Source organism: Kitasatospora sp. NPDC059462 (assembly GCF_042749955.1).
GTDB lineage: Bacteria > Actinomycetota > Actinomycetes > Streptomycetales > Streptomycetaceae > Kitasatospora.
This window is the reverse complement of the sequence record NZ_JBHYUU010000006.1, coordinates 47,312-73,059: the sequence shown is the minus strand read 5'-3', so window position 1 is coordinate 73,059 and position 25,748 is coordinate 47,312. Positions and strand designations below refer to the sequence as shown.

General features: G+C 73.9%; 23 protein-coding genes, 1 pseudogene and 1 riboswitch. Of the genes and pseudogenes, 12 read left to right on the top strand and 12 right to left on the bottom strand.

What is annotated here, in order from left to right:
• Nucleotides 1–99 precede the first annotated feature (99 nt).
• From hisG to ACFXAM_RS03200, 6 genes are all read right to left on the bottom strand, one after another.
• The gene (gene hisG, locus ACFXAM_RS03225) at nucleotides 100–948 is read right to left on the bottom strand and encodes an ATP phosphoribosyltransferase (RefSeq protein ID WP_380287275.1); all 849 of its coding nucleotides are present in this window, start codon (nucleotides 946–948) and stop codon (nucleotides 100–102) included.
• A 55-nt stretch (nucleotides 949–1,003) separates the two neighbouring features.
• Nucleotides 1,004–1,276 carry a phosphoribosyl-ATP diphosphatase gene (locus ACFXAM_RS03220; RefSeq protein ID WP_360252217.1) on the bottom strand — a complete coding sequence of 91 codons (273 nt, stop codon included), beginning with the start codon at nucleotides 1,274–1,276 and terminating at the stop codon, nucleotides 1,004–1,006.
• A gap of 106 nt (nucleotides 1,277–1,382) precedes the next feature.
• Nucleotides 1,383–1,853 carry a 6,7-dimethyl-8-ribityllumazine synthase gene (gene ribH / locus ACFXAM_RS03215; RefSeq protein ID WP_380287274.1) on the bottom strand — a complete coding sequence of 157 codons (471 nt, stop codon included), beginning with the start codon at nucleotides 1,851–1,853 and terminating at the stop codon, nucleotides 1,383–1,385.
• Between the two features lie 63 nt (nucleotides 1,854–1,916).
• On the bottom strand, nucleotides 1,917–3,173 hold the full coding sequence (locus tag ACFXAM_RS03210) for a bifunctional 3,4-dihydroxy-2-butanone-4-phosphate synthase/GTP cyclohydrolase II (RefSeq protein ID WP_380287273.1): 1,257 nt from the start codon (nucleotides 3,171–3,173) through the stop codon (nucleotides 1,917–1,919).
• Nucleotides 3,170–3,760: a nicotinamide riboside transporter PnuC gene (locus tag ACFXAM_RS03205; RefSeq protein WP_380287307.1), complete on the bottom strand. Its 591-nt coding sequence runs from the start codon at nucleotides 3,758–3,760 to the stop codon at nucleotides 3,170–3,172. Before ACFXAM_RS03205 ends, ACFXAM_RS03210 begins: the two co-directional genes overlap by 4 nt.
• A gap of 56 nt (nucleotides 3,761–3,816) precedes the next feature.
• Nucleotides 3,817–4,482: a riboflavin synthase gene (locus ACFXAM_RS03200; protein ID WP_380287272.1), complete on the bottom strand. Its 666-nt coding sequence runs from the start codon at nucleotides 4,480–4,482 to the stop codon at nucleotides 3,817–3,819.
• A gap of 216 nt (nucleotides 4,483–4,698) precedes the next feature.
• Nucleotides 4,699–4,826: riboswitch (FMN riboswitch) on the bottom strand.
• Between the two features lie 183 nt (nucleotides 4,827–5,009).
• Between ACFXAM_RS03200 and ACFXAM_RS03195 the strand changes: the two genes are divergently transcribed.
• Together ACFXAM_RS03195 and ACFXAM_RS03190 are read left to right on the top strand one after the other, a co-directional pair.
• Entirely contained in the window at nucleotides 5,010–5,258 is a 249-nt protein-coding gene (locus ACFXAM_RS03195) for an SCO4226 family nickel-binding protein (protein ID WP_380287271.1), read from the top strand.
• Nucleotides 5,259–5,310: 52 nt separating this feature from the next.
• Complete coding sequence (locus ACFXAM_RS03190; protein ID WP_380287270.1) at nucleotides 5,311–6,006, top strand: MSMEG_1061 family FMN-dependent PPOX-type flavoprotein; 696 nt, start codon at nucleotides 5,311–5,313, stop codon at nucleotides 6,004–6,006.
• Between the two features lie 91 nt (nucleotides 6,007–6,097).
• Here the strand turns inward: ACFXAM_RS03190 and ACFXAM_RS03185 are convergent, their stop codons facing one another.
• Nucleotides 6,098–6,292: a YegP family protein gene (locus ACFXAM_RS03185; RefSeq protein WP_380287269.1), complete on the bottom strand. Its 195-nt coding sequence runs from the start codon at nucleotides 6,290–6,292 to the stop codon at nucleotides 6,098–6,100.
• 160 nt (nucleotides 6,293–6,452) lie between these two features.
• Between ACFXAM_RS03185 and ACFXAM_RS03180 the strand changes: the two genes are divergently transcribed.
• A complete protein-coding gene (locus tag ACFXAM_RS03180) occupies nucleotides 6,453–6,899 on the top strand; it encodes an HIT family protein (protein ID WP_380287268.1) in 447 nt (148 codons plus the stop codon).
• Here the strand turns inward: ACFXAM_RS03180 and ACFXAM_RS03175 are convergent.
• Both ACFXAM_RS03175 and ACFXAM_RS03170 read right to left on the bottom strand, forming a co-directional pair.
• Entirely contained in the window at nucleotides 6,886–8,454 is a 1,569-nt protein-coding gene (locus tag ACFXAM_RS03175; RefSeq protein ID WP_380287267.1) for an alkaline phosphatase family protein, read from the bottom strand. The two genes, ACFXAM_RS03180 and ACFXAM_RS03175, sit on opposite strands and share 14 nt — an antisense overlap.
• A gap of 177 nt (nucleotides 8,455–8,631) precedes the next feature.
• Complete coding sequence (locus ACFXAM_RS03170; protein ID WP_380287266.1) at nucleotides 8,632–9,405, bottom strand: GntR family transcriptional regulator; 774 nt, start codon at nucleotides 9,403–9,405, stop codon at nucleotides 8,632–8,634.
• Nucleotides 9,406–9,682: 277 nt separating this feature from the next.
• Here ACFXAM_RS03170 and ACFXAM_RS03165 point away from each other — a divergent pair, with 277 nt between their 5' ends.
• Together ACFXAM_RS03165 and ACFXAM_RS03160 are read left to right on the top strand one after the other, a co-directional pair.
• Nucleotides 9,683–10,621: a glycoside hydrolase family 19 protein gene (locus ACFXAM_RS03165; protein ID WP_380287265.1), complete on the top strand. Its 939-nt coding sequence runs from the start codon at nucleotides 9,683–9,685 to the stop codon at nucleotides 10,619–10,621.
• A 180-nt stretch (nucleotides 10,622–10,801) separates the two neighbouring features.
• A complete protein-coding gene (locus ACFXAM_RS03160) occupies nucleotides 10,802–11,869 on the top strand; it encodes a serine hydrolase domain-containing protein (RefSeq protein ID WP_380287264.1) in 1,068 nt (355 codons plus the stop codon).
• Between the two features lie 148 nt (nucleotides 11,870–12,017).
• Here ACFXAM_RS03160 and ACFXAM_RS03155 read toward each other — a convergent pair whose 3' ends face one another.
• Nucleotides 12,018–13,235, bottom strand: a complete 1,218-nt coding sequence (locus ACFXAM_RS03155; RefSeq protein WP_380287263.1) for a S1 family peptidase — start codon at nucleotides 13,233–13,235, stop codon at nucleotides 12,018–12,020.
• Nucleotides 13,236–13,771: 536 nt separating this feature from the next.
• On the opposite strand from ACFXAM_RS03155, the gene ACFXAM_RS03150 reads away from it, so the two are divergent.
• Nucleotides 13,772–14,116, top strand: a complete 345-nt coding sequence (locus ACFXAM_RS03150) for a hypothetical protein (protein ID WP_380287262.1) — start codon at nucleotides 13,772–13,774, stop codon at nucleotides 14,114–14,116.
• Nucleotides 14,117–14,231: 115 nt separating this feature from the next.
• Nucleotides 14,232–17,921 carry a SpoIIE family protein phosphatase gene (locus ACFXAM_RS03145; protein WP_380287261.1) on the top strand — a complete coding sequence of 1,230 codons (3,690 nt, stop codon included), beginning with the start codon at nucleotides 14,232–14,234 and terminating at the stop codon, nucleotides 17,919–17,921.
• Nucleotides 17,922–17,940: 19 nt separating this feature from the next.
• Here the strand turns inward: ACFXAM_RS03145 and ACFXAM_RS03140 are convergent, their stop codons facing one another.
• Nucleotides 17,941–19,137 (bottom strand): MFS transporter, encoded by a 1,197-nt coding sequence (locus tag ACFXAM_RS03140; RefSeq protein WP_380287260.1) that lies wholly within the window; start codon nucleotides 19,135–19,137, stop codon nucleotides 17,941–17,943.
• A gap of 143 nt (nucleotides 19,138–19,280) precedes the next feature.
• Between ACFXAM_RS03140 and ACFXAM_RS03135 the strand changes: the two genes are divergently transcribed.
• From ACFXAM_RS03135 to ACFXAM_RS03125, 3 genes are all read left to right on the top strand, one after another.
• Nucleotides 19,281–20,183 carry a winged helix-turn-helix transcriptional regulator gene (locus tag ACFXAM_RS03135; RefSeq protein ID WP_380287259.1) on the top strand — a complete coding sequence of 301 codons (903 nt, stop codon included), beginning with the start codon at nucleotides 19,281–19,283 and terminating at the stop codon, nucleotides 20,181–20,183.
• Nucleotides 20,184–20,514: 331 nt separating this feature from the next.
• Complete coding sequence (gene uppS / locus ACFXAM_RS03130) at nucleotides 20,515–21,258, top strand: polyprenyl diphosphate synthase (RefSeq protein ID WP_380287258.1); 744 nt, start codon at nucleotides 20,515–20,517, stop codon at nucleotides 21,256–21,258.
• A 25-nt stretch (nucleotides 21,259–21,283) separates the two neighbouring features.
• Complete coding sequence (locus tag ACFXAM_RS03125; RefSeq protein ID WP_380287257.1) at nucleotides 21,284–22,549, top strand: hypothetical protein; 1,266 nt, start codon at nucleotides 21,284–21,286, stop codon at nucleotides 22,547–22,549.
• Between the two features lie 121 nt (nucleotides 22,550–22,670).
• On the opposite strand, the gene ACFXAM_RS03120 is transcribed toward ACFXAM_RS03125, so the two are convergent.
• On the bottom strand, nucleotides 22,671–23,621 hold the full coding sequence (locus ACFXAM_RS03120) for a pseudouridine synthase (RefSeq protein WP_380287256.1): 951 nt from the start codon (nucleotides 23,619–23,621) through the stop codon (nucleotides 22,671–22,673).
• 149 nt (nucleotides 23,622–23,770) lie between these two features.
• Between ACFXAM_RS03120 and ACFXAM_RS03115 the strand changes: the two genes are divergently transcribed.
• Both ACFXAM_RS03115 and ACFXAM_RS03110 read left to right on the top strand, forming a co-directional pair.
• Nucleotides 23,771–24,862 (top strand): PP2C family protein-serine/threonine phosphatase, encoded by a 1,092-nt coding sequence (locus ACFXAM_RS03115; RefSeq protein WP_380287255.1) that lies wholly within the window; start codon nucleotides 23,771–23,773, stop codon nucleotides 24,860–24,862.
• Nucleotides 24,863–24,964: 102 nt separating this feature from the next.
• A pseudogene (locus ACFXAM_RS03110) lies at nucleotides 24,965–25,648 on the top strand (DUF5995 family protein); the annotation flags it as partial.
• Nucleotides 25,649–25,748 lie beyond the last annotated feature (100 nt).

The following is a 25,748-nucleotide window of genomic DNA, read 5'->3' as shown; positions in this document are numbered from 1 at the left end:
AGGGGGCTCCGGGGTGCTGGTTCGGGTGGTGACGGAAGGGGTGGGGCGCCCGACGGCGGCCCCACCCCCATTCAACCGGTGCTTATGCCCGCGAGCCGGTCAGAGGCGGCAGGCGTGGATGTTGGTCACCAGGATGGCCCGGGCGCCGATGCCCCACAGGTCGTCCATGATCTGCTGGGCCTCCTTGCGGAGCACCATCGAGCGGACCGCCACCCAGCCCGCGGTGTGCAGCGGGGAGACGGTCGGCGACTCCAGGCCGGGGGTCAGCGCCACGGCGGCGGCGACGTTCTCGGCGCGGATGTCGTAGTCCATCAGCACGTAGCGGCGGGCCACCAGCACGCCCTGCAGCCGGCGCAGGAACTGCTCGACGGCCGGGTCCTCGCCCGCGCCCTTGGGCCGGATCACCACGGCGTCGGAGATCAGGATCGGCTCGCCGAAGACCTCCAGGCCGGCGTTGCGCAGGCTGGTGCCGGTCTCCACCACGTCGGCGATCACGTCGGCGACGCCCAGCTGCACCGCGGTCTCCACCGCGCCGTCCAGCTTGGTGACGGTGGCCTTCACCCCGTGGTCGGCGAGGTGCTGCTCGACCAGGCCGGTGTAGGAGGTGGCGATCCGCAGGCCCTCCAGGCCCTTGACGTCCTCGACGTCCACGCCGACCGGGCGGGCGAAGCGGAAGGTCGAGCCGGCGAAGCCGAGCGCGAGCACCTCCTCGGCGTTGGAGTGCGAGTCCAGCAGCAGGTCACGGCCGGTGATGCCGACGTCGAGGCGGCCGGAGCCGACGTACACCGCGATGTCGCGCGGGCGCAGGAAGAAGAACTCGACCTGGTTCCCCGGGTCGACCAGGACCAGCTCCTTGGCGTCCTTGCGCTGCCGGTAGCCGGCCTCATGGAGCATCTCCGCCGCAGGACCCGAGAGCGAACCCTTGTTGGGGACGGCGATGCGCAGCATGGAGGTCAGTTCCTTACCTGTTCGGTGGGGGTGGAGGGGGGTTCCGGGCCGGGGCCTAGAGGTACTTGTAGACGTCGTCGAGGGTCAGTCCGCGGGCGACCATCATCACCTGAAGGTGGTAGAGGAGCTGGGAGATCTCCTCGGCGGTCTGCTCGTCGGACTGGAACTCGGCGGCCATCCAGACCTCCGCGGCCTCCTCGACGACCTTCTTGCCGATCGCATGGACGCCCTGCTGGACGAGCTGCGCGGTGCGGGAGGACGAGGGGTCGCCGGTGGCGGCCTTCTGCTGGAGCTCGGAGAAGAGCTCCTCGAATGTCTTCGAAGCCATGATGGGACTCACCTTACGGCGTGCGGACGGACGGACGGTAAACGGTTCCGGACCGTGGACAGTCCGGTGGACGTCCACGGTCCGGGACGCGGGCCCGGCCGGCCGCTCAGAGCGCGCGCAGCGCCGCGGCGGTGGCGACGGCCGCGGTGACCGCCTCGTGGCCCTTGTCCTCGGCGGAGCCCGGCAGGCCCGCGCGGTCCAGTGCCTGCTCCTCGTTGTCGCAGGTCAGCACGCCGAAGCCGACCGGGACGCCGGTGTCCACGGCGACCTGGGTGAGGCCGGCGGTGGCGGCCTGGCAGACGTAGTCGAAGTGCGGGGTGCCGCCGCGGATCACCACGCCGAGGGCGATCACGGCGTCGTAGCCGCGCTCGGCGAGGCGCTTGGCGGCGACCGGCAGCTCGAAGGTGCCGGGGACGCGCAGGACGGTCGGCTCGGCGACGCCCAGTTCCTTGAGGGCGCGGTGGGCGCCGTCGAGCAGGCCGTTCATCACCTGCTCGTGCCACTGGGCGGCGATCACGGCGACCTTGAGGCCGGCGGCGTTGTCGATGGTCAGCTCGGGGGCTCCGTGGCCGCTCATGTGCGGGTGCCTTTCGGTGGTTCGGACGGACGGTGTTCGGGTGTTCGGGTGTTCGGGTCGTGCTCAGTCGCCGAGGCCGGGCAGGTCGTGACCCATCCGGTCGCGCTTGGTGCGCAGGTAGCGCGCGTTGTGCTCGCCCGCCGGGATCTCGACCGGCTCGCGGCCCTTGACCTTCAGCCCGTGTTCGGTGAGCGCGGTGAGCTTCTGCGGGTTGTTGGTCAGCAGGGTGAGCGAGCGCACGCCGAGGTCGCAGAGCATCTGGGCGCCGATGCTGTAGTCGCGGGCGTCGGCGGGCAGGCCGAGGTCGAGGTTGGCGTCGACGGTGTCGCGGCCCTGCTCCTGGAGCTCGTAGGCGCGCAGCTTGTGCGCCAGGCCGATGCCCCGGCCCTCGTGGCCGCGCAGGTAGAGCACCACGCCCCGGCCGGCCTCGGCGACCCGGCGCAGCGAGGCCTGCAGCTGCGGGCCGCAGTCGCAGCGCAGCGAGCCGAGCACGTCGCCGGTCAGGCACTCGGAGTGGACCCGGACCAGCACGTCCTCGCCGTCCGGCAGCCGGCCCTCGGCGTCCAGTCCGCCGGCGACCAGCGCGATGTGCTCGACGCCGTCGAGGGTGCCGCGGTAGCCGACGGCGGTGAACTCGCCGTGGGCGGTGGGCAGCGCGGTGACGGCGGCCCGGTCGACGTGGAGTTCGGTGCGGCGGCGGTAGGCGATGAGGTCGGCGATGGAGATGATCGCCAGGTTGTGGGTGCGGGCGAAGGCGACCAGTTCGGGCAGCCGCGCCATGGTGCCGTCGTCGTTGACCACCTCGGCGATCGCGCCGGCCGGGGCGAGTCCGGCGAGCCGGGCCAGGTCGACGGCGGCCTCGGTGTGGCCGGGGCGCACCAGCACGCCGCCCTCGACGGCGCGCAGCGGGAAGACGTGCCCGGGGCGGGCGAGGTCGCCCGGCCCGGTGCCGGGCGAGGCGAGCAGGCGCACGGTGCGGGCCCGGTCGGCGGCCGAGATGCCGGTGTCGACGCCCTCGCGGGCGTCCACCGAGACGGTGTAGGCGGTGCCCTTGCGGTCCTCGTTGACCTGGGTCATCGGGGGGAGCTTGAGGCGGTCCAGCTCGGCGCCGGTCATCGGGGCGCAGATCACGCCGGAGCTGTAGCGGATGGTGAAGGCCATCAGTTCGGGGGTCGCGGCACTGGCCGCGAAGACGATGTCGCCCTCGTTCTCGCGGTCCTCGTCGTCGACGACGATCACCGCGCGGCCGAGCGCGATGTCGGCGACGGCCCGCTCGACCGGGTCGAGGACGAGCTCGTCGCTCTGCTGGTTCTCGGTCATGCCGTAGCTCCCTGCGGGACGGTGGTGGACGTGGGGCGCGGCGCACGGGTGTTCAGCCACCACGAGCGCAGCCCGAGCAGGACCAGGACGAAGTAGACGGAGTAGGTGAGGCCGGAGAAGGTGTAGCCGGTGTTGAAGGCGAGCGGCACGCCGACCATGTCGACGGCGATCCAGGCGAACCAGAACTCCACCCAGCCGCGGGCCTGGGCGATCATGGCCGCCAGGGTGCCGACGAAGATGTAGGCGTCCGCCCAGGGGCTCCAGGAGCCGAGCGCGGGGACGGTCAGGAAGGCCCAGGCGAGCAGGGCGGTGCCGGCCGCGGTCCCGGCGGCGAGCGCGGCCCGTTCGGGCCAGGTGGCGAAGCGGACGGCGATCCCGTCGGCGCCCCGGCGTCCGCGCCGCCACTGGTTCCAGCCCCAGGCGGCGGTGGCGACGACGATCAGCTGCTTGCCCACCATGCCGGGCACGTTGCCGGCCAGGTAGGCGGTGATCAGGACCAGGCCGGAGAGCAGTTGGACCGGCCAGCTCCAGACCGACCGGCGCCAGCCGAGCGCGAGGCCGGCCATGCCGAACAGGTTGCCGATCATGTCCGACCACTTCACGTGCTGGCCGAACACCGTGAAGGCGTCCGTGTTGAGCCAGTTCACCGGTCCTCCCCGGCGGGGCTCGTCGGGGGCAGCGTGCGGGACTCCAGCAGCCGCTCCACGTACTTGGCGAGGACGTCGACCTCCAGGTTGACGCTCTCGCCGGGGGACTTGGCGCCGAGCGTGGTCAGCGCGAGGGTCGCCGGGATGAGGCTGACGGTGAAGCTGTCGCGGGCGGCCTCGACCACGGTGAGGCTGACGCCGTCGACGGTGATCGAGCCCTTCTCCACCAGGTAGCGGGTGACGGACTGCGGCAGCGAGAAGCGCAGCACCTCCCAGCGGAGGTTCCCGGCGGCGTCGCGCTCCCCCGGCTCGCGGCTCAACAGCCGCCCGGTGGCGTCGACATGACCCTGCACCAGGTGTCCGCCGAGCCGGGCGCCGAGCGCCATGGCGCGCTCCAGGTTGACCGGCGAGCCGGGCTTCAACTCGCCCAGGCTGGAACGGTGGAGGGTCTCGGCCATCACGTCGGCGGTGAACTCACCGGTTCCGGCGGCCAGTTCGGAGGGGGTGTCGACGACGGTCAGGCAGACGCCGTTGACCGCGATGGAGTCGCCGTGGCGCGCGTCCTGACAGACCACCGGACCGCGCAGGCGGATTCGCGAGGAGTCGCCGATCTCCTCGATCGACACGACCTCGCCGAGCTCTTCGATGATGCCGGTGAACACCCGGGTTCTCCTCGCGCTTGGGGCGCGGACTCCGGGGTGTGGCAACGGGAAACCGACGCGGACGGGCGCGGGGCCGCACGGGCTCGCCGGACGGCCACGGGACCCGTCGTCGGGCCGCTGCCGCACCGGACGCCGGAGGAGGGGAACCCTCGACCGCCGACCCGTACCACCTCCCGCGGTCCACCGGGGGACCACGGGTACCGCTCACTCGTCCGCCGCGCACGCCTCCCATCCGGACTTTAACCGTCGGTCCAGGAATTTCACCTGGTCAACCGGCCGCTGGCTGCGGACGGGTCGCGGACTGTAACCGCCGGTTCGGATTTTCACCGACCCCGGAGTGCGCTGAACGTCACTGCTACTGCTGCCGTCATTGTGCCACGCCGGGAGCGGGTGCAGGGAGATCCCCCGGCTGTGGGCTGTTTCACGACGGCGGCGGGAATGCGCGCGGGTGCGCGGGGGCGCAAGCTGGTGGGAGGGGGCGGACAGCGGGCCGGGCGCGGGCCCCGGTCCCGGGAGGTGCGAGCGCGATGGCCAAGTTCATGGACGTCCACCACGGGATGTCCGGCATCACCGAGGAGCAGCTGCGCATGGCCCACCAGGCCGACCTGGACATCCAGGCCGACGAGGGCGTGCGGTTCGAGCAGGCCTGGGCCGACCCGGAGGCCGGCGTCGTCTACTGCCTCTCCGAGGCGCCCTCGAAGGAGGCCGTGCAGCGGATCCACGAGCGCAGCGGGCATCCGGCCGACGAGGTGCACGCCGTTCCGCTGACCGTCTGAGCCGGACCGCCCGCCCTGTGCGGCCCCGGAGCGCCCCGTTACGTTTGCCGGTATGACCAGCACACCGGAGACCGTCGTTCCGTCAACTCCAGGACCCCAGGGCCCCTCGGGCCTGTTCGCCGCCCTCGAAGCGGGCGCGATCCACGACACCGCGCGGCTGCGCGACGTCTACGAGCAGCCCAGTGACGTCGTGCGCCGCAAGCAGGTGGACCGCGTCCACGAGGTCGCCCGGCAACTCATCGCCTGCTCCCCGCTGGTCTTCCTGGCCAGCGCGGACGCCGCCGGGCGCTGCGACGTGTCGCCGCGCGGCGGGCCGCCCGGACTGGTCTCGGTGCTCGACGAGTTCACCCTGGCGATCCCGGACGCCACCGGGAACAAGCGGCTGGACACGCTGCACAACGTCGTCGAGACCGGCCGGATCGGGCTGGTCTTCGTCGTCCCGGGCCGGGACAGCACGCTGCGGGTCAACGGGCGGGCCTGCGTCTCGACGGACCCGCGGCTGCTGGCGCAGCTGACGGCGGTCGGCAAGCCGCCGCGCAGCGCGATCGTGGTGGCCGTCGAGGAGGTCTTCGGGCACTGTCCGAAGGCGTTCCTGCGCTCCTCGGCGTGGAAGCCGGAGAACTGGCTCGGCGCGGACGAGCAGCCGAGTTCGGCCGAGGTCACGCTCTCCCACCTGGCGGACCCGTCGCTGACGATCGAGGCGATCGAGCGCAACGAGCGGGAGTCGCTGCTGTACCGGTACGAGTAGCCCCCCGGCGCCGTCCCGGGCCGCCCTTCGGGCAACCGGCGGGCGGCGCGCGGACGGCGGCGGGGAGGGGCCCCGCCGCCGTCCGCGGCGCTCAGGCCGCAGCCTTGGGCTTCAGGTCCACCACGCTCGCGCCGTCCGCCGCCCGCTGGACGGCCTCGACGCCCTTGTGGGCGGCGTCCTTGCTCGCGTACCCCTGGCCGGTCGCGACGATCTCGCCGTTGCCCGCCTTGAGCCGGAACCGGTACTTGCCCCCGGCGTCCTCGTACACCTCGAACTTGCCCGCCATCCGGGCCACCTCCTCGTCGACGGGACGCGCCGCGCGCCCCACCTGCACGGTGCGCCCCGGCCCCGGGGGGCCGCACCCGCTCGGGGTCCGCCCGGGTGACCTCCCGGCGGTCCGTCGCCGAGCGGATGCCGGGGCCGCGGCGGGCCGGTTGAATGGACGGATGGACTGCGTCTTCTGTGCGGTGGTGGCGGGCACGGAGCCCGCGCACCGGGTGCTGGACGACGAGGCGGCGGTGGCCTTCCTGGACCGCCGGCCGCTGTTCCCGGGCCACGTCCTGGTGGTGCCGCGCGCCCACCACCGCACCCTCGCGGACCTCCCGGCCGCCCAGGTGGGCCCGTTCTTCCTGCGGGTGCAACGGGTGGCGGCGGCGATGGAACAGGGGCTGGGCGCGGCGGGCAGCTTCGTCGCGGCGAACAACCGGATCAGCCAGTCGGTGCCGCACCTGCACGTGCACGTGGTGCCGCGCAACCCCAAGGACGGGCTGCGCGGCTTCTTCTGGCCGCGCCGGGCGTACCCCGACGAGGCGGACGCGGCGCTGGTCGCCGAGCGGCTGCGGGCCGCGCTCGCCCCGTCGGAGGGCCGACGGCCGGGCGTCAGCCGACCTTGACGTTGTCCAGCACCCAGTACCAGTTGTTGCTGCCGGTGTAGCGGAACCGCAGCCGCAGCCGGCTCGCGCCCGCCGGGACGGCCAGGTCGAGGCGCTGGCGGCCGTTGGTGTCGGAGGTGAAGCTCTTCACCTCCACCGGCGCGCCGCCGTCCCAGACGGCGAGCACCCGGGCGCTCTGCGCGCCCTCCGGCCGGTAGAAGGTGGTGAAGGTGACCGGCACGGTGCCGCGCCCGGCCACCGGGTACTCGGGGCTGACCAGGGTGGAGTCGTAGGTCCCCGAGAAGATCTTGTCGGCCCACTCGTCGGAGTCGGCGACGGCGAACACGTTGCGGGAGCGGACGTTCAGCTCGCGGTTCTGGTCGCGCTGGGTCTTCGTCCAGAACTCGTCGGTGGTGAACGACCAGCCCCGCCACTCGGCGACGCCGCCGGTGCCCATCGCGGAGTTGTCGACCGACCAGCCGGCCGGCGGGGTGTGGGTGAAGCCGAGGACGCCGGCCGCGATGCCGGTCTCGTCCACCCGGCCGGTGAGCTGCGGGCGCAGCGCGTCGAACTCGTCGGGGACCAGGGCCGGGATCGGGGTGCCGTCGAGGTTCCAGGCCGGGTCGGCGGCGATGCCGAGGTGGGCGAGGGCGGTGGGCGCGATGTCCACCATGCGCACGTCCTGGCGGACCGAACCGGCCGGGAACGCCGAGCCGTTGGCGATCACGAAGGTCTGCCGCTCCTCCCAGGTGGAGCCGCCGTGGCCGCCGGTCGGGGTGTGGCCGTGGTCGGCGGTGACCATGATCAGCCAGTCCTCCTGGGCGTAGCCGGCCCGGCCGCGGACGGCGGCGACGATCTGGCCCACCTGGGCGTCCACGCCGCGGATCGCGGTCAGGTAGGCCTGGCTGGCGGAGCCGCTGCTGTGTCCGGCGTTGTCGACGTTGTCGAGGTGGACGAAGACCACGTCGGGGTTGTCGTCGCGCAGCTTGGCGACCGCGCGGGCGGTGGTGCCGGTGTCGTACTCGGCGGACGGGGTGGCGATCCGGGTGTCGACCCGGCCGGAGCAGATGGTGTCGGCGATCGGCGCCCAGGAGGCGACGACGTAGGTGGAGAGCGCGGGGTCGGCGGTCTCGGCGCGGGTCAGGAAGTCCGGGTAGGCGGTGAGGTTGGGCGCGGTGAAGTTGTTGTCCTTGACGTTGTGCTTGTCCGGCCAGACGCCGGTGGCGACGGTGGACCAGCCGGGGCCGGAGAGGGTGCCGGCCATCGGGTTGGCGTAGAGGCTGCTCGCCGCGGTGAGGCCGCCGGCCATCAGGGCGGTGAGGTGGGGGGCGCCGGCGTCCTTGATGCGGGTGAGCATGGTGCCGTCGAGGCCGATCAGCAGGACCTTCGGGGTCCGGCCGGCGGTCGGGGTGGCGGTGGGGGTGGCGGCGCCCGGGGCGGTGGCCGCGCGGGCGGCGGTGGCGGTGAGCGGGGCGGTGGCGAGCGCGGCGGCGGTGCCGAGGAGCAGGCCTCGGCGGGAGAGGCCGGGGGCGGCGGGGGTCTGCGGGGTCACGTCGTCCTCCTGATGCTGCGTCATGGCGCGGAAGGGGGCGGTGACTACGGTCGGAGCGGCGGATGGACGGGGGTGGCCCGGCTTTCGACCCGGGTGTGAACAACGCCCAAATTCGGTCCAGACCCGTTATGTTCCCGTGATCAGGACGCCTCCGGGCGGGGCCGGGGCGCGGGGGTCCTGAGGCGGGTGGGGGCGCGGGCGTCAGTCCGCTTCGAGACGGGTGGTGAAGCTGAACCGGTCCCCCCGGTAGAGCGAGCGCACCCGCTCCACCGGCTGCCCGCCGGTGTCCCTGGTCAGCCGGTGCAGCAGCAGCATCGGCAGGGCCGGCGGGGTGCCGATCAGCAGGGCCTCGCGCGGGGTGGCCAGCACCGTCTCGATCCGCTCGTCGGCGGCGCCGAAGCCGATGCCCGCCTTCTCGGCGAGATAGGCGTAGAGCGAGGAGCCCGGGTCGAACTCGACGTCCAGCGCCGGGACCCGGCCGACCGCGAGGTAGGTGCTCTCCAGGCCCACCCGCTCGCCGTCCGCGAGCAGCACCCGCTCCAGGTGCCAGACCGGCTCGCCCGGGGCGATCCGCAGCTGACCGGCCAACTGCGGATCGGCGCCGAGCCGTTCCAGGCCGATCAGGGTGCGCCCGGGGACCCTGCCCTGGCGTCGCACGCCCTCGGTGTAGCTGGCGAGCGAGAGCGGCTGCTCCAGCTTGGGGCCGGCCACCACCGTGCTGCGCCCGCGCCGGCGGATCCGGCCCTGGATCAGCAGATCGCGCAGGGCCTGGCGGAGCGTCTCGCGGGCCACCTCGAAGCGGGCCGCGAGCTCGCGTTCGGTCGGCAGCACGCCGCCCTCGCCGAGTTCGTCGAGCAGCGCGTCCAACTCGCCCTTGACGGCGTAGTACTTGGGCACCCGGCCGTGCTCCGGGATGCCCGAGCGGATCGGTGCGCCCGGGCCGGACCGGGCGGCGGGGTCGGGGGTCTCGTCCACCCGGCCATCCTTCCAGATGGAGGGACCTGGTCATGACAGCGCGTCCGGCGCGGCGCCCCTTCCGCACGCAGGCGTTCTGCACTGCGCGTCATTTGCCCGAAACCCCTTGACAGGTATAGACCACTCCGCTTGAGTTCTGGGTCAGCCCCGCACCGGCCCGCACCCCGGTCGGCCCGTCCCCCACGACGTGCCCCCACCACGCGGGGCTCCGGCTCCCCTGCCCCGACGTCCCAGCCTCCACGACCGTGCGGCCCCACACCGCACAAGGGGTGATCAAGTGTCCACGAAACGCCTGCTCGCACTGCTCTCCGCCGTCGCCACGGCCCTGGCGGTGGTCCTGCTGCTTCCCGCGGCCAACGCCAGCGCCGCCGTCTGCGCCACGCCCTGGAACTCCTCGGCCGTCTACACCGGCGGCGCCGCCGTCTCCTACAACGGCCACAACTGGCTCGCCAAGTGGTGGACCCAGAACGAGCCGCCGAGCACCGGCGGCTCGGGCGTCTGGTCCGACCAGGGCAACTGCGGCGGCACCGGCCCGACGCCGACCCCGACCGTCACCCCGACGGTCACCCCGACGTCGACCAGCACGCCGAACCCGGGCGGATTCCCGGTCAGCCAGGCCCAGTTCGACCAGATGTTCCCGAACCGGAACCCCTTCTACACCTACCAGGGCCTGATCGACGCGCTCAGCGCCTACCCCGCCTTCGCGGCCACCGGCACCGACACCGTCCGCAAGCAGGAGGCCGCGGCCTTCCTGGCCAACGTCAACCACGAGACCGGCGCGCTGGTCTACGTCGTCGAGCAGAACACCGCCAACTACCCCCACTACTGCGACAGTTCGAAGTCGTACGGCTGCCCGGCCGGGCAGGCCGCGTACTACGGCCGCGGGCCGATCCAGCTGAGCTGGAACTACAACTACAAGGCGGCCGGTGACGCCCTGGGCATCGACCTGCTGCGCAACCCCAACCTGGTGCAGACCGACCCGGCCGTCGCCTGGAAGACCGCGCTCTGGTACTGGAACACCCAGAACGGGCCGGGCACCATGACCCCCCACAACGCGATCGTCAACGGCTACGGCTTCGGCGAGACCATCCGCAGCATCAACGGCTCGCTGGAGTGCAACGGCGGCAACCCTGCCCAGGTGCAGAGCCGGATCAACGCCTACCAGCGCTTCACCCAGCTGCTCGGCACCGTGCCGGGCAACAACCTGAGCTGCTGACCCCGCACCACCCGTCCGCTAGCACGCGGCAACATCGCTAGCGCGTGTGCACAACCGGCGAGCGGGCGACAACCATGGCACCGCTCGTTCCCCGTACCTCCGGGGGACGAGCGGTGCGCCGGCGAAAATCGTCGCCGCGGTGGACGCCGCCGCCCTCCCGCCACTCCTAGGCTCGGGGCCATGAACGATCTTGGCAGCCTCGTCCAGCAGACCGCCGACCGCCTCGCCGGCCCCCAGGTCGGCGTGGTGGTCGCCGGTCTCGCCCGCGGCGCGACGGAGATCCGCGGCGCCGGACGCACCGGCCCGGGCCCGGCCGGCGGGCGGCCCGGCCCGGACACGCTGTTCGAGATCGGTTCGGTGACCAAGGTCTTCACCTCGCTCGCGCTCGCCCGGCTGACCCTGGCGGGCACCGTCACCCTGGACGAGCCGCTCGCGGACCTCCTGGCCGACGCGCTCCCGCCCGGCGTCACCGTCCCCACCCGGGGCCCGGAGCCCATCACCCTGCGGCACCTGGCGACCCACACCTCCGGCCTGCCGCGGCTGCCCGCCGGCATGCTGCTGTCCTCCCTGCTCACCCCCAACAAGCCCGACCCGTACGCGCACTGCACCCCCGAGTGGCTGCTCGCGAGCCTCGCCCGCACCAAGGTGCGGACCGCGCCCGGCCGCAGCTTCCGCTACTCCAACCTCGGCGCCGGCCTCCTCGGCCTCGCCCTCGCGCACCGGGCGGGCCTGGACTACGGCGACCTGGTCCGCCGGGAGGTCTGCGAGCCGCTCGGGCTCACCGACACGGTGCTCGCCCCCGACGCCGGACAGACGGCCCGGCTCGCCCCGGGCCACACCGCGGGCGGGCGCCCGGTCCCGGGCTGGAACCTCGCCGGACTCGCGGGAGCGGGCGCACTCAAGTCCACCGCCGCCGACCTCGCCGTCCTCCTGCGGGCCCAGCTGGCCACCGGCACCGACGAGGCCCCGCCCCTCGGCCCCGCCATCGCCCTGACCCGCGAGGTGCGCCACCGGGTCAACCCCGTCGCCTGGATGCACCTCGGCTGGCTGGGCCACCGCCTCCACACCCGCCAGGGCGGCCACCTCCAGATCTGGCACAACGGCGGCACCGGCGGCTACCGCTCCTTCACCGCCTTCGACCCGGACAAGCAGGTCGGCGCCATCGTCCTGGCCAACACCCGCCGCCCCGTCGACACCCCCGCCGTCCACCTCCTGCGCACCCTCCAGACCACCCACGCCCATGGGTAGGCCGATTCCTGTGGATCACCGAGTGGCCCCCGGTGAGAGTGCCCGCAATCGAGAGTGGATCGGTGGGCGGTGTCGACGGCGTTGCGCTGCACACAGGCCTCGCGGTCGAGGCGGTCTGCGGGCTACCGCTGTGACAAGTCAGCGCCCATCAGCCCGTATTGATCGTCCAGCCCTTGTCATGCAGAATTTGATAGATCGGCACGTACATCATGGCGCTGAAGCACCACGGGGTACGACTTCCACCGTCCGAGGTGGTTCGACCATTGCAGTTGACCGTACTGTCCAGCGAAGAGATGGTTCCCCGCGCCACTGCCTTTCCTGCGCTATCGACAGTGTAGACCGGACCCCCGCTGTCACCGTTGACAGCAGCTATGTCGTTCGCATTGGTCTGAATCGCGTAGTCGGCCACCTTGCGCCAGACACCATTGGGGCCGGTGTAGGAGAAATCGGTCCGGGTGATCTTAATCCCGCAATGCGTACCCGAATTCGCAGCGGACTGACAGACATAGTCACCGACGTTGTTGTGTCCCCAGCCGGAAACGTACTTTCCGGTACCCGTCGAATCATTCCAGGGCCCCTCATAGATGGCGTTCCCCACGGCGTTTCCGGTGTTAATTCCAGAGACGTCCAGGATGTCGAGCATGTCCGCCTGGGAGGTTGACCCGACGAACGCCCCGTCGTACCAGTTGTGGTAAATTCCGTCACCACAGTGGTAAGCGGTCGTGAGGAGCGGCGTCCCGTCGCTTCGAGTGACGCCGAAACCGCTGGAACAAATGGTTCCACCAGGCGTCCGCAGGCCACTTCCTCCCCACCAGGGAGAGTAGTCTTCGCCGCGCGTGGCATCAATGGCGATCGGCGCATAGACCACGTCGGCCTCGACGCCGGCGAGGCTGCTCGTGATGGCCTTGACCTCGCCGGTCTTCCTCGTCCTGGTCGCATCGTCGACCGAGGGCTCCCCTGACTGAGTCAGGCTGGCGGGCCGACTTCGAGGCTTCTCCTCGTCATAGCCGATTTCCAGACCGCTCCCGTCGACGGCCGGCGCGATGTGCGTAATTCGAGTTTTCGCCCGAGTGACCTCCGAAGCAAGCTGCTGCGGCTTCCCGTCACGCAGGAGCCTTTCCCGGGCTTCGTGCAGTTCCGCCTTGGAGTACTTTGCAGGCAGCACTTCGACCGTCACTCCGGCCGGAAGGCTGTCCATAATTTCGCGGGCCGTCGACGACACTTCCCCCTTCCAGTGGAGGCGGATGCGGTTCCCTGCCGGATCGACCTCCACATCCGTGAAGCCTGGTATGCGGTCCCTCTCGACCTCCGACAGCCCGCCCGTCATACGGTCTACGACTGCGTCGAGGACTTCCTGCTTTTTCATGGTCTCAACAATGCGAGAATCAGCCCCCGCATTGCCTGCTACCGGCCTTTTCCCCTCGCCGCTCACCGTCGACTCCGTGGACGCCGCCACGGCGGGCATCACAACCGAGATCGACAACACGAGAGCTGCGGCGAGGCCGATCCTCCCCCTCTTTCCCATGCGCCTGAAGTTCACTGAACCCCCACTATTTCCAGGAACCGCCCCGGCGCGGGCGCGCCGCGACATCGGCACTCTAGCCGGGGAACGCAGGGTCTGCATCCATGATTTTAGCCACGAAATCCCCACACTCGGGGATCTACTGGACGGACACCTGAATTCGAAATCATTGGCACGAAAACCGGCAGGCCACATCTTTCCATTCAGGCGAAATGTGGCGAGGGAGAATAATTCACACACTCCGGGCGAAGCTTGACCTGCCTGCCCGAACCGGTAGTCTTGCCGCCGCCATGGCACGACTGCACCCACGAGGAGACCGAGTGACGCACCCAAGGCGGTGGCCACGCTTATCGAGGCGCGCCGGCCTCATCATCGTGGCCGTGCTGGTCGTCGTCGCAACCGAGGTTTCGCTGGAGACGTGGTGGTTGCCCTCGAAATGGCGCAGCTACGATGCCAGCGCGGCAGGCCAGGTCTCCGTCAGCGAGGACGGGAGAACGATCAGCCTGGCCGTCGAGTGGAGATGCGAACAGCGCCCCGAGCTTGAGGCGCATGAAAGCGCCGACCGCGTCACGGTGGTTCTGCACCGCAGGGAATTCAAAGGGCCGACCTACCAGTGCCCGGAGGATTCCGCCGGTTCCGCACTCGTCAGCGCCCATCTGGGCAATCCCCTGGCCTCACGGTCGCTGATCGACGAGATCTCCGGTCAGGCATTGCCTCTTGGCTGAACCCGGAGACTGCCGTTCGCCGTGGTGTGCGGCGAGCGGGGGTGGTGGGGCGCGTGGGAAGATGGCAGGGCTGGCGGCGACGATCTCCGGGCGGTTCCGGCCATGGTGACCGAGCATGGTGAACAGACGGCATGAGCGGCGCGAGGGCGCCGGGCCCGGGCGACCCGACGGTCCGGAGGCCCTGCTGATGGTGCCGATCGCCACCGCGCTGATCGAGGCGGACGGCCGGATCCTGCACTGGAGCAGCGATGCCGAGGCGCTGCTCGGCTACTCCGCCGAGGAGGCGATCGGCGAGCGGGCCGCGCAGTTGCTGGCCCCCGACGAGCGGCGGCCCGAGGTGCTGGAGCTGTTCCAGGGGATCCTGGACGGCCGCGGCTGGTCGGGCGTCTTCCCGGTGCGCCACCGCGACGGGCACCACGTCAACCTGGAGTTCCGCACCCATCCGATCACCGGACCGGGCGGCAGCCCGCTGGTGCTGGCGGTGGCGTCGGACGTGACGACGCTGCGCCGGATCCAGGCGGACCTGGCCGTGCTGGACGGCTTCTTCACCCAGGCCCCGGTCGGCATGAGCGTGTACGACACCCGGCTCGCCTTCGTGCGGCTCAACGAGGCGCTGGCGAGGATCAACGGCCTGTCGGTGGAGGAGCACCTCGGGCACCGGTTGACCGAGCTGCTGCCCGGCATCAACGGCGCCGAGAGCGAGAGCGTGATGCGCCGGGTGCTGGAGACCGGCGAGCCGGTGGTGGACGTCCGTTCGCACGGCCGCACGCCGGGCGACCCGACGCACGACCACGCCTGGTCGGCCTCGTACTTCCGGCTGGAGGACCAGGGCGGGCGGATACTCGGGGTGAGTTCGACGGTCGTCGACGTCACCGAGCGCTTCCAGGCCGAGACCAGGGCCGCCCGCGCGCAGGAGCGCCTCGCCCTGCTGGCGGAGGCCACCGCCTCCATCGGCACCACGCTGGACCTGCGCCAGACCGCCCGGGAGCTGGCCGACGCGATGGTGCCCGAGGTCGCCGACATCAGCGGGGTCTTCGCCCTGGAGGCGCTCGCCGCCGGCCGCAGCGTCGAGCCGCCGGACCCCGCCGCCCCGCAGCAGGTGCGCCGGCTGGCGCTGGCCACCTCCGACCCGCTCTATCCGGCGGAGGCGCTGCCGGTGGACGAGGTCTACGAGCTGGCGCCCGACTCGCCGTACGCGCGGGCGCTGGCCACCGGGCGCACGGTGGTGGTGCCGTCCTGGGAGCTGCCACCGCTGAGCGGGGCGATCACCGGGAGCCGCCGCCAGGCGTACCAGGGCGACCGGCCGCGCTCGGTGCGGATCACCCCGCTGGTAGCGCGCGGCACCACCCTGGGCATGATCGTCTACTCCCGGCGCGGGGAGCGGGAGTCCTTCGCGGAGGCGGACATCACGCTCGGTGACGAGCTGGCCTCCCGGGCGGCGGTGGCCATCGACAACGCCCGGCTGTACCTGCGCCAGCACCAGACGGTGCTGTCCCGCCAGCAGGCGCTGCGCGAGGCGAAGGCCGCGCAGGAGCGCCTGGCGCTGGTGAACACCGCCTCCACCCGGATCGGCACCACGCTCGACCTCGCCCAGACCGCCCAGGAGCTGGCCGAGGTGGCCTCGCCCCGGCTGGCCGACACGGTGGTCGTCGAGGTGCTGGACGACCTGGTGCGCGGCGAGCCCGAGGCCCGCCCGTCGGCCGACGGTTCGGCGCTGCTGCGGCGGATGGCCTTCCACGCGGCCCGGGAGTCGACCCTGCGCCCGATCGACCGGACCGGCGGGGTGCACCGTTTCACCGCCTCCTCCCCCTACGCCTGGTCGCTCACCCACCGCTCCCCGGTGCTGGTGCCGCGGATGGACGCCGCCGGGCTGGCCTGGTTCCGGGACGATCCGGTGCGTGCGGCGGCGGTGCACGAGCAGCAGGTCCGCTCGTTCATGGTGGTGCCGCTGATCGCCCGCGGCTCGCCGGTCGGGGTGGCCGCGTTCTACCGGACCGTCTCCGAGCACCCGTACGAGGACGACGATCTGGCGCTGGCCGGGGAGTTGGCGGTGCGGGCGGCCGTGTCGATCGACAACGCGCTGCTGTTCACCCGGGAGCGGGACGCGGCGGCCGCCCGGCAGCGGGCGCTCGACGAGGCGCGGGCCGCGCAGCAGCGGCTGTCGCTGCTCAACGAGGCGTCCGGGCGGATCGGCACCACGCTCGATCTGTACCGCACCGCCCGGGAGTTGGTGGAAGTGGTGATCCCCCGGTTCGCCGACTTCGTGACCGTCGACCTGCGCGAGGCGGTGCTCGACGGCGAGGACCCGGCGCCGGTGCCGCCCGACGGCTCGGTGCTGATGCGGGCGGTGGCCGTCGGCGACCTGGACGACCACGGCGTGATGGCCGACGCGGCCGACGGGATCGGGGAGACCTCGCAGTCGGCGCCGGTGTACGCGCAGAGCCTGCGCACCGGGCGGTCGATCCTGGTCTCGGAGGTGAACGAGGCGGCGCTGCGCCGGATCGTGGCCGCGCCGGACCGGGTGCAGCCGAGCCTGGACGCCGGGGTGCACTCGTACCTGATGGTGCCGCTGCTGGCGCGCGGACTGGTGCTGGGCGGCGCGGAGTTCATCCGCACCCGCAACCCGCTGCCGTTCGGCCCGGCGGACCGCGCGCTGGCCGAGGAGCTGGTCGCCCGCACCGCGCTGGCGATCGACAACGGCCGGCTCTACCGGCGGGAGCGGGAGACCGCGCTCACCCTGCAGCGCAGCCTGCTGCCGCAGGAGATCCACCGCACCCTGGGGCTGGAGCTCGCCTACCGGTACCTGCCGAGCAGTGTGGTCAGCGAGGTCGGCGGCGACTGGTTCGACGTCGTGCCGCTCTCCTCCGGGCGGGTCGCGCTGGTGGTCGGCGACGTGATGGGCCACGGCATCAGGGCCGCCGCGACGATGGGCCAACTGCGGACCGTCGCCCGGACGTTGATCACCCTGGAGATCGCCCCGGACCGGGTGCTGCAGCGGCTGGACGAGGCCACCACGGCGCTCGGCGAGGGCCAGTTCGCGACCTGCGTGTGCGTGGTGTACGACCCGGTCGACCGGCGGTGCACCGCGGCCTGCGCGGGCCATCTGCCGCCGGTGGTGGCCGACACCGAGGGCCACGCCGAGCTGGTCGAGCTGCCGCCCGGCGCACCGCTCGGGGTCGGCGGGGTGCCGTTCGAGAGCGTCGAGTTCACCCTCCCCGAGGAGGGCATCCTGACCGTGTACACCGACGGCCTGGTCGAGCGGCGCGGCCGTGACCTCGACGAGGGGCTGCAGTTGCTGTGCCGCACCGTCGCCGGCCGGCGCGGCTCGCTGGAGCAGACCTGCGACGCCGTGCTCGCCGAACTCACCGGGCGCACCAGCGAGGACGACATCGCCGTCATCATGGCGCAGGCCCGGCCCGCCGGTTCGGACCGGATCGCGACCCTGCCGCTCGGCGACGACCACGCGATGGTGGCCCACTCGCGGCGCTTCACCCGGGAGACGCTCACCGAGTGGGGGCTGGGGGCCCTCGCCGACTGGGCCGAGCTGCTCACCAGCGAGCTGATCACCAACGCCCTGGTGCACGCGGGATCGCCCACCCAGCTGCGGCTGTTCTGCAACCGCACGCTCACCGTGGAGGTGGCGGACCGGGATTCCGCCACGCCGCGGATCCGGCGCGCCGACGAGGAGGACGAGGGCGGGCGCGGCATCCACCTGGTGAACGAGCTCGCCCACCGCTGGGGCAGCCGGCGCACGCCGGAGGGGAAGGTGGTCTGGTTCGAGCTGGAGCTGCCGCCGGGGCGGTAGCTCCGGTCCCGCGCGGGCGTCAGAGCAGCTCGCGCATCCGGCGGACCGGGCTCGTCAGCAGGATCACCGGGCCGGCCACGCCGCCGAGCGCGAACAGCAGCAACGCGGTGCGCGGGTCCCAGGCCGAGGCGGCGGCGCCGGCGGCGAGCGCGCCGAGCGGTATCGCACCCCAGGAGACGAAGCGGACGGTGGCCGCCACCCGGGGCAGCAGCTCGGGCGGGGTACGGGTCTGGCGGTGGGTGCGGGCCACGATGCTCGTGACGACGACCCCGGCGGAGAACCCCGCGTTGCCGACCGCGAAGACCAGCGTGCCCCAGCCGGCGCCGGCCGCCGGGAGCAGGAAGGCGAAGACGGCCGCGGTCGTCGCCGCCCGGCACAGGGCGCGCCCGCCGCCCAGCCGGGCGACCAGGCGCGGGGTGAGGGCGGCGCCGATCAGGCTGCCGAGGCCGCCGGTGGCGACCAGGGCGCCGACGGCGGCGGCCGGGGCGTCGAGGGTGCGGACCAGGAAGAGCGGGGTGAGCGTCATCAGCCCGCCGCTGACGGCGTTCACCGCGGCGGCGTGGGTGGCGACCGGCCGGAGCACCGGGTGCCGGGTGACGTACCGCCGGCCCTCGCGGATCTGCGCGCGCATCCCGGCGCCGGCCGTCCGCGCGGTGAGCGGCGGTCCGGCCGGCCGGACGCTGAACAGCAGGGCCGCCGAGACCAGGTAGCTGACCGCGTCCAGCAGGATCGCCGTGGCGCCGCCGACGAGTTGCACCAGCACGCCGCCGAGGGAGGGCCCGGCCAGTTCGGTCGCCGCGGAGCTGCCGGAGAGCAGGCTGTTGCGGGCGGTGAGCTCCTCCGTGGGGACGATCGAGGGCAGGACGGTGGAGATGCCCACGTCGAAGACGACGCCCGCGAGGCCCACCAGCAGCGCCACCGCCATGAGCTGGGGCAGTCCCAGCACACCGAGGGCGGCGGCCACCGGGACCGAGGCGACGGCGGCGCCGCGCAGCAGGTCCATCGCCACCTGGGTGCCGCGCGGCGGCAGCCGCTGGACCAGGACGCCGGCGGGCAGTCCGATCAGCAGCCAGGCGGCGTAGCCGGCGCCGGTGATCAGGCCGACGTCGATCGCCGAGGCGTGCAGGGTGACCACCGCGACCAGCGGCAGGGCCACCGCGTTCACCTGGTCCCCGATCCGGCTGACCGTCGAGGCGGTCCAGTAGCGCCAGAACACCCCTGCGGATCCGCCGCCCGGCCCCGGCCCCCGCTGCCCCGCGTACGCCGGCGCGCCCGGCCTGCCCGTGTCCGCCGTCCCGGTCGACACACCCGCCCCCTCAGCAGTGAGTCTCTTTTGGGAACTCACTATAATCGGCGGTCATGCGGCACATGGAAGCGGCGGACGCCGACTGCGCGGTCTCCCGGGCCCTGGCCGTGGTCGGGGACACCTGGGCCCTGCTCCTGATCAGGGACGTCGCCGGAGGCACCCACCGGTTCGACGCCCTGCAGCACGGGCTCGGCATCAGCCGCAAGGTCCTCACCCAGCGCCTCGGGGCACTGGTCGCCGGCGACGTCCTGGAGAAGCGCCTCTACCACCCGCACCCGCCGCGCTACGAGTACCACCTGACGGAGGCCGGGCGCGGCCTGCTGCCGGTGCTGGTCGCCCTGCAGGGCTGGGGCGGGCGGTACGTCCTCGGCGACGGCTCGCTCTCCGCCACCAGCGCGGCCGGCTCCGCCGAGACCCGCCGGGTCCTGGCCCTGACCGGCCGTCGGCTGCCCCCGCTGGAACTGCCCGACGCCCGCGGCGGGCGCACCGACCCGGTCGCCGCCGACCGCGCCTGGACGGTGCTGCACTGCTTCCCCGGCGCCCACCGGCCCGGCGGCCCGGACCACCCCCCGGGCTGGGACGGCATCCCGGGCGCCGGCGACAGCGCCGCGGAGTCCCGCGCCTACCGCGACCGGACGGCCGCCTTCACCGCCCGGGGCGCCGCCGTCCACGGCGTCAGCACCCGGCGCCCGGACCAGCTGGCGGCCTTCGCCGGGTACGCGCGGATCCCCTTCCCGCTGCTGTCCGACCTCGGCCTCGACCTGGCCGCCGCCCTGCGCCTGCCGACCTTCCGGGCCGGCGGCGTGGAGCACCTCAAGCGGCTCACCCTCGTCCTCGACGCCACCCGCACCGTCCGCGGCGTGCGCTACCCCGTCACCGACCCGGCCGGCGCGGCCGACGACGCCCTCGTCCTGCTCGACGGCCTGGCGGCGGGCTCCGGCGACCGGGACGCGTGACGGCGCCCGGGGCGCGCCACCGTGCCCGGCCGGACGGTGGCCGGCCCGGCCGTAGCCGGGGGAGCGTCACGGCCGGACTCCCCCGCTGCCCCCGGTCCCCGCCCGGTGAACCACCGCACCGGCGCACGGCCGCCCTCCGGCGCGCGACGGACCCGGCGGCCGTGCGCGGGGCGGTGCTGCGTGCGCCGAGGCTTGCGCTCTGATCCCGGCGGGGTGATCACCGCACCCTGTTGGGGGCGGTCGGCCGGCGAACCACACGGTGTGGTCCCCGGCGCCGGGACCGTGGTGCGGTGACCTGCCGGGTGGAGGGCCGACCACGGGAGTGATTGACATGCACCAGTCACACGAGACCACGGTGTCCGCGACACCCGGCGCGCACGGCGGTCATCCGCCCGAGGGCCGGGATTCCCCCTTACGGCACCTCGCGGTGATCCTGGACGGCAACCGCCGGTGGGCCCGCGCACGCGGCGTGGAAGCGGTCCGGGGCTACGAGCGCGGCGGCGACCGGGCCCTCGACCTGCTGGCGTGGGCCGGGACGCTGCCGGGCCTGGAGGTCGTCACCCTGTGGCCGCTGTCGACCGAGAACCTGACCCGTGATCCCCGCGAGCTGGAACCGCTGCTGCGGGTCATCACCGACACCGTCGAGCGGATCGAGGCCGAGGGGCGGTGGCGGATCCGGATCATCGGGCGCCCGGAACGGCTGCCGTCCCCCCTGCACCGCCGGCTGCGGGGCGCCGAGGAGCGGTGCCGCGCCGCGGGGCACGCACGGACGGTGAACCTCGCCATCGCCTACGGCGGCCGTGACGAACTCGCGCGCGCGGTCGCCCGGATGATCGTCGACCAGCCGTCGGCCGGCACCGCCGGCATCTCGGACTACCTGGACACCGCCGGCCAGCCGGACCCGGACCTGGTGATCCGGACCGGCGGCGAACAACGGCTGTCCGGATTCATGCCCTGGCAGACCGCCTACGCCGAGTTCTGGTTCTGCCCGCTCCCGTGGCCGGACTTCACCCGTCGCGCCTTCGACCGGGCGGTGGCCCACTACCGGACCCGGACCCGCACCCATGGCCGCTGACGCCGGACCGGACGAGAGGATGCCGATGGAGCGCGAACCGCTGCGCAGCACACGCGAGTCGGACGCGAAGGAGTTCGCCGCGGCCATGCTCGACCGGGCCGCCGGGGCGGGGCTCCTCACCCCGACGGCGGGGGGCCTGCGCGGGGTGGAGAACTACCTGCTGCTGTCCCACTCGGTCGTCGACCCCCGGTACGGCGAGGCCGACCCACCGGTCCCCCGGTGGAGGGAGTGCGCCACGCTGCTGGGCCGGTACACCACCGCGGTGGCCGTCGGGGACTACGACGTGTTCGACGCGGTCGTCGAGCGGGAGGAGCGGGCGGAGCACCGGAGGGTGACCGAGGCCGCCCGGTACCTGGCCGCCCGGCTGTCCCGCCCGGACGACCCCGTTGCGCTGCCCGACATCGCGGGCCGGGACCTCGTCCGGGCGCTCGGCGAGGAGTACGCGGACTTGGTGCGCACCTACCGCGCCCGGGCCCACCCGCAGGTCCTGGCGGACTGGACGACCGTGATGGCGCAGCTCCTGCACGGCATGGCCCGGTACCGGACGGTGCCCCACCCGGTCTTTCCGTTCGAGCTGCTGCGCGACCTCGCCTCGGGGGCCGTCGACGTCCCGGGCGCCCTCGCCCGCGTGACGCAGCGCCACCCGGAGGGCGCCGTGCCCGAGGTCCTGCTCGGGCACCTGGCCGCGCTGATGGCCTCCCCCGATCCGGACGACCGGGACGAGCTGCTGCTCCTGCTGCGGACGGCCGAGGAGGGGCGCACCGCCGGCGCGGGGGCGTACCTGCAGACCGTCGCGCTGCACGGGCCGCCGCACGAGGTGACCGGACCCGCCCTGCGGGCCCTGCGGGACGCGAGCTGGCTGGCCGACTACGGCTCCAGGCTCGCCAACCACCGCAGCGACGTCAACAACCGCGAGCTGCGGGCGAGCGGTCACGAGGAGCACTCGGGAGAGCGCGTGTGGTACTGCCTGCTCTCCGATGCCGCGGGCGAGACCTTCGCCGACCACGACCTGCCGCCGGACCATGCCCGGCGCGTCCTGCGCGCGTGCCTGCGCGCCGAGAACCGGCTCGCCGACGCCTTCGCCGACAGCGTCCGCGCGCTGTGGCGGGCGTGGCCCTGGGTGGGTGCGACGTGCGGGCGGATGGGTCACGTGGGCAACCGCCCCTACGACGTCGGCCACTACGCCCTCCTGTCCGACGAGGGGTTCTCGGCGCTGTTCGCCGAACTCGACCACCGGGCCGAGGGCGGGTTCCTGACACGCTGCCGCCCCGGCTGGACACCGCCGCCCTGAGCCGCCGCCGGGGCCCGCCGCCCTGAGCCGCCGCCGGGGCCCGCCGCCCTGAGCCGCCGCCGGAGCCGGGCGCCCTGAGCCGCCGCCGGGGCCGGGCGCGGGCCGGTCCGCAGGACACGCCCTAGAGCGCGCCCCAGGCGGCCGGTTCCGTCCAGGCCGCCAGGCTCCGGCGGCTCTCGAAACGGCGCGGGCGGCCGGTCAGCGGGTCGGTGAACTCCACCGCCGAGGCGAGCAGCTGCAGCGGGCGGCGGAAGTCGTCCGGGGCCGGCTCCGGCAGCACCACCGGGTACACCGGGTCGCCCAGGATCGGCAGGCCGAGTCCGCTCATGTGCAGCCGCAGCTGGTGGGTGCGCCCCGTCGACGGCCTCAGCAGGTAGCGGCCCAGCCCGTCCCGGCGCTCCAGCAGCTCGATCCGGCTCTCGCTGTTCGGCGCCTCGTCGAGCTCGTGCGCCGCGATCCGCCCGCGCTCCTTCACGATGTGGCTGCGCACCGTGCGGGGCAGCTCCACCGCCGGGTCGTCCGCCGCCACCGCCTGGTACTCCTTGCGGACCAGCCGGTCGCGGAACAGCGTCTGGTACGCGCCCCGGTCCTGCGGCCGGACCACGAACATCGCCAGCCCCGCCGTCAACCGGTCCAGCCGGTGCGCCGGGCTCAGCGCGGGCAGCTCCAGGGCGTGCCGCAGCCGGGAGAGCGCCGTCTCCACGACGTGCCGCCCGCGCGGGGTGGTGGCCAGGAAGTGCGGCTTGTCGACGACCACCAGGTGCTCGTCCCGGTGCAGCACCTCCAGCTCGAACGGGACCGGCACCTCCGGCGGCAGCTCCCGGTAGAACCACAGGTGCGCGCCCGGCCGGAACGGCTCCCCCGCCCCGACGGCCCGCCCGTCCTCCCCGACCACCCCGCCGGTCAGCAGCAGCCCGTCCACCCGCTCCGCCGCCACCGCCGGCAGCCGCTCCAGCAGGTACGCCCGCACCGTCTCCCACGGCCCGCCCGCCACGGGCAGCCGCAGGTGCACCGGATCCACCCCGAACCGCTGCGGAAGCGGCGAGGCCGGCACCGTACTCCTACGTCTCATCTCGCCCGCCACCCTACGTCCTCACGGCCGCCCCGGATGCCGGGCCCGACGGGTGCGGGCCCGGCCCCGGGGGCCGTCGGGATGCCGGTGGGGCGGGAGGCGGTGGAGAGTGGACGGGAGACCGGTCGGTCGGAGGTGAGGGCGTGGCCGTGAGCGGGGACGGGGCCGAGGACGGCGCGGTGCCGCTGCCGCGGCTGCCCCGGCGCACCCGGCTGCTGCTGTACGGCGCCTTCCTGCTGCTCGTCGGGGCCGTGCTGGCCGACCTCCTCACCGGCCCCGGCACCACCCTCTCCCCCGTCCTCGCGGTGGCGCCCGTGCTGGTCGGGGCGACCACCCGGCGGGCCCGGGTGCCGCTCGCCACCGGGGCCGCCGCGATCGCCGTGGCCGGGCTCCTGGAGGAGGGCAACACCCATCTGCCGGGCTCCGTCCACCTCGCCTCGCTGATCACCATCACCGCGGCGACCCTGGCCAGCACCGCCAACGTCGTGCTGATCGCGGCCCGCGAACGCGAGCTGTTCCACGTCCGGACCGTCGCCGAGGCCGCCCAGCGGGCCCTGCTGCGCCCGCCGCCGGAACGGGCCGGGCCGCTGCGGATCGCGGTGCGCTACGTCGCGGCCGCCGCCGAGGCGCGGATCGGCGGCGACCTGTACGAGGTGGCGGACACGCCGTACGGGATCCGGATCCTGCTCGGGGACGTCCAGGGCCACGGCCTGCCCGCCGTCGAGACGGCGGCGGACGTCCTCGGCGCCTTCCGCACCGCGGCCCCCACCGAACCGGACCTCGCCCGGCTCGCCGAACGCCTCGACGCCGCCCTCGCCGACCGCCCGGCGGACGGGCGGTTCGTGACCGCGGTGCTGCTCGGCGTGGACCGGGACGGCGCCGCGCACCTGGTCAACTGCGGGCACCCGCACCCGCTGCTGCGCCGCGGGGGCCGGGTCGTCGAACTGGCCCCCGCCCGGCACGCCCCGCCGCTGGGGCTGCTCGCCCTGACCGGCGGGGGCTACCGCGCCGAGCCCGTCGAGCCGCACCCCGGCGACCTGCTGCTGCTGTACACCGACGGCGTCTCCGAGGCCCGCGACGCGGCGGACGTCTTCTACCCCCTCGCCGCCCGCCTGCCGCGGCTGCCGGCCGCCTCCCCGGACGACCTGCTGGACGCCCTGCTCGCCGACCTCGCCGGCTGGGTCTCCCCCACCGGCCTCGCCGACGACGCGGCCGCGCTGGCGATCCGCTGGGAGCGCTGAGGAGGCGGGGCCGGTGCCGGAGGACGCGTCGGGCCGGGGATCCACCGGCCCGCCGTGCCACGATGATGCGATCAGTGCACGAACGGCGCCGGAGGGTGACGGATGGCCAGGGTGTCCACGCGGACCGCGGCGGCGGCGCACGGGGTCGACGCGGTGATCCGCCGGTTGCGGGCGGTCGCGGCCGGGCTGCCGCCCGCCGACGGGGTGGCGGTGTTCAACCGGATGTACCTGACCGTCACGCAGACCGTCCGCTCCCGGCTGGACGCCTTCGCCGACCCGCCCGCGATGGCGGTGCTCGACACGCTGTTCGCCCGGCGCTACCTGCGGGCGGTGGACGCGGTCGCGGCGCGGCGGCGCCCGCCGGCCTGCTGGCGGCCGCTGTTCGAGCTGCGCGCACACCCGGGGGTGCACCCGGTCCAGTTCGCGCTGGCCGGGATGGCCGCCCACATCCAGCACGACCTGCCGCTCGCCGTCGTCGACACCTGCCGCCGGCTCGGGCGGGAGCCGGAGCACGTCGAGGACGACTACCACCGGATCAACGACCTGCTGGCCGGGGTGGAGGAGGCCGTCCGGGAGCAGCTGATGCCGGGGCCGGACCTGCTGGAGCGGTTCGAGCCGCTGACCCACCGGCTCGGCGCGTGGTCGGTGGACACCGCCCGGGACGCCGCCTGGGGGTCGGTGCGGGTGCTGTGGGAGCTGCGCGCGCGGCCCCCGGCGGCCGGGGCGTTCCGCACGGCGCTGGACGGCGCGGCCGGGCTGCTCGGCCGCGCGCTGCTGCTGCCGCTGGGCCTGGCGGGCGGGGCGGTGGCGCCCGGCCGGCTCCCCGGCCCGTTCCCCGGGGTGGGGAACGGGCCGGGCGCCGGGCGGAGCAGCGGCGCCCGGGCCC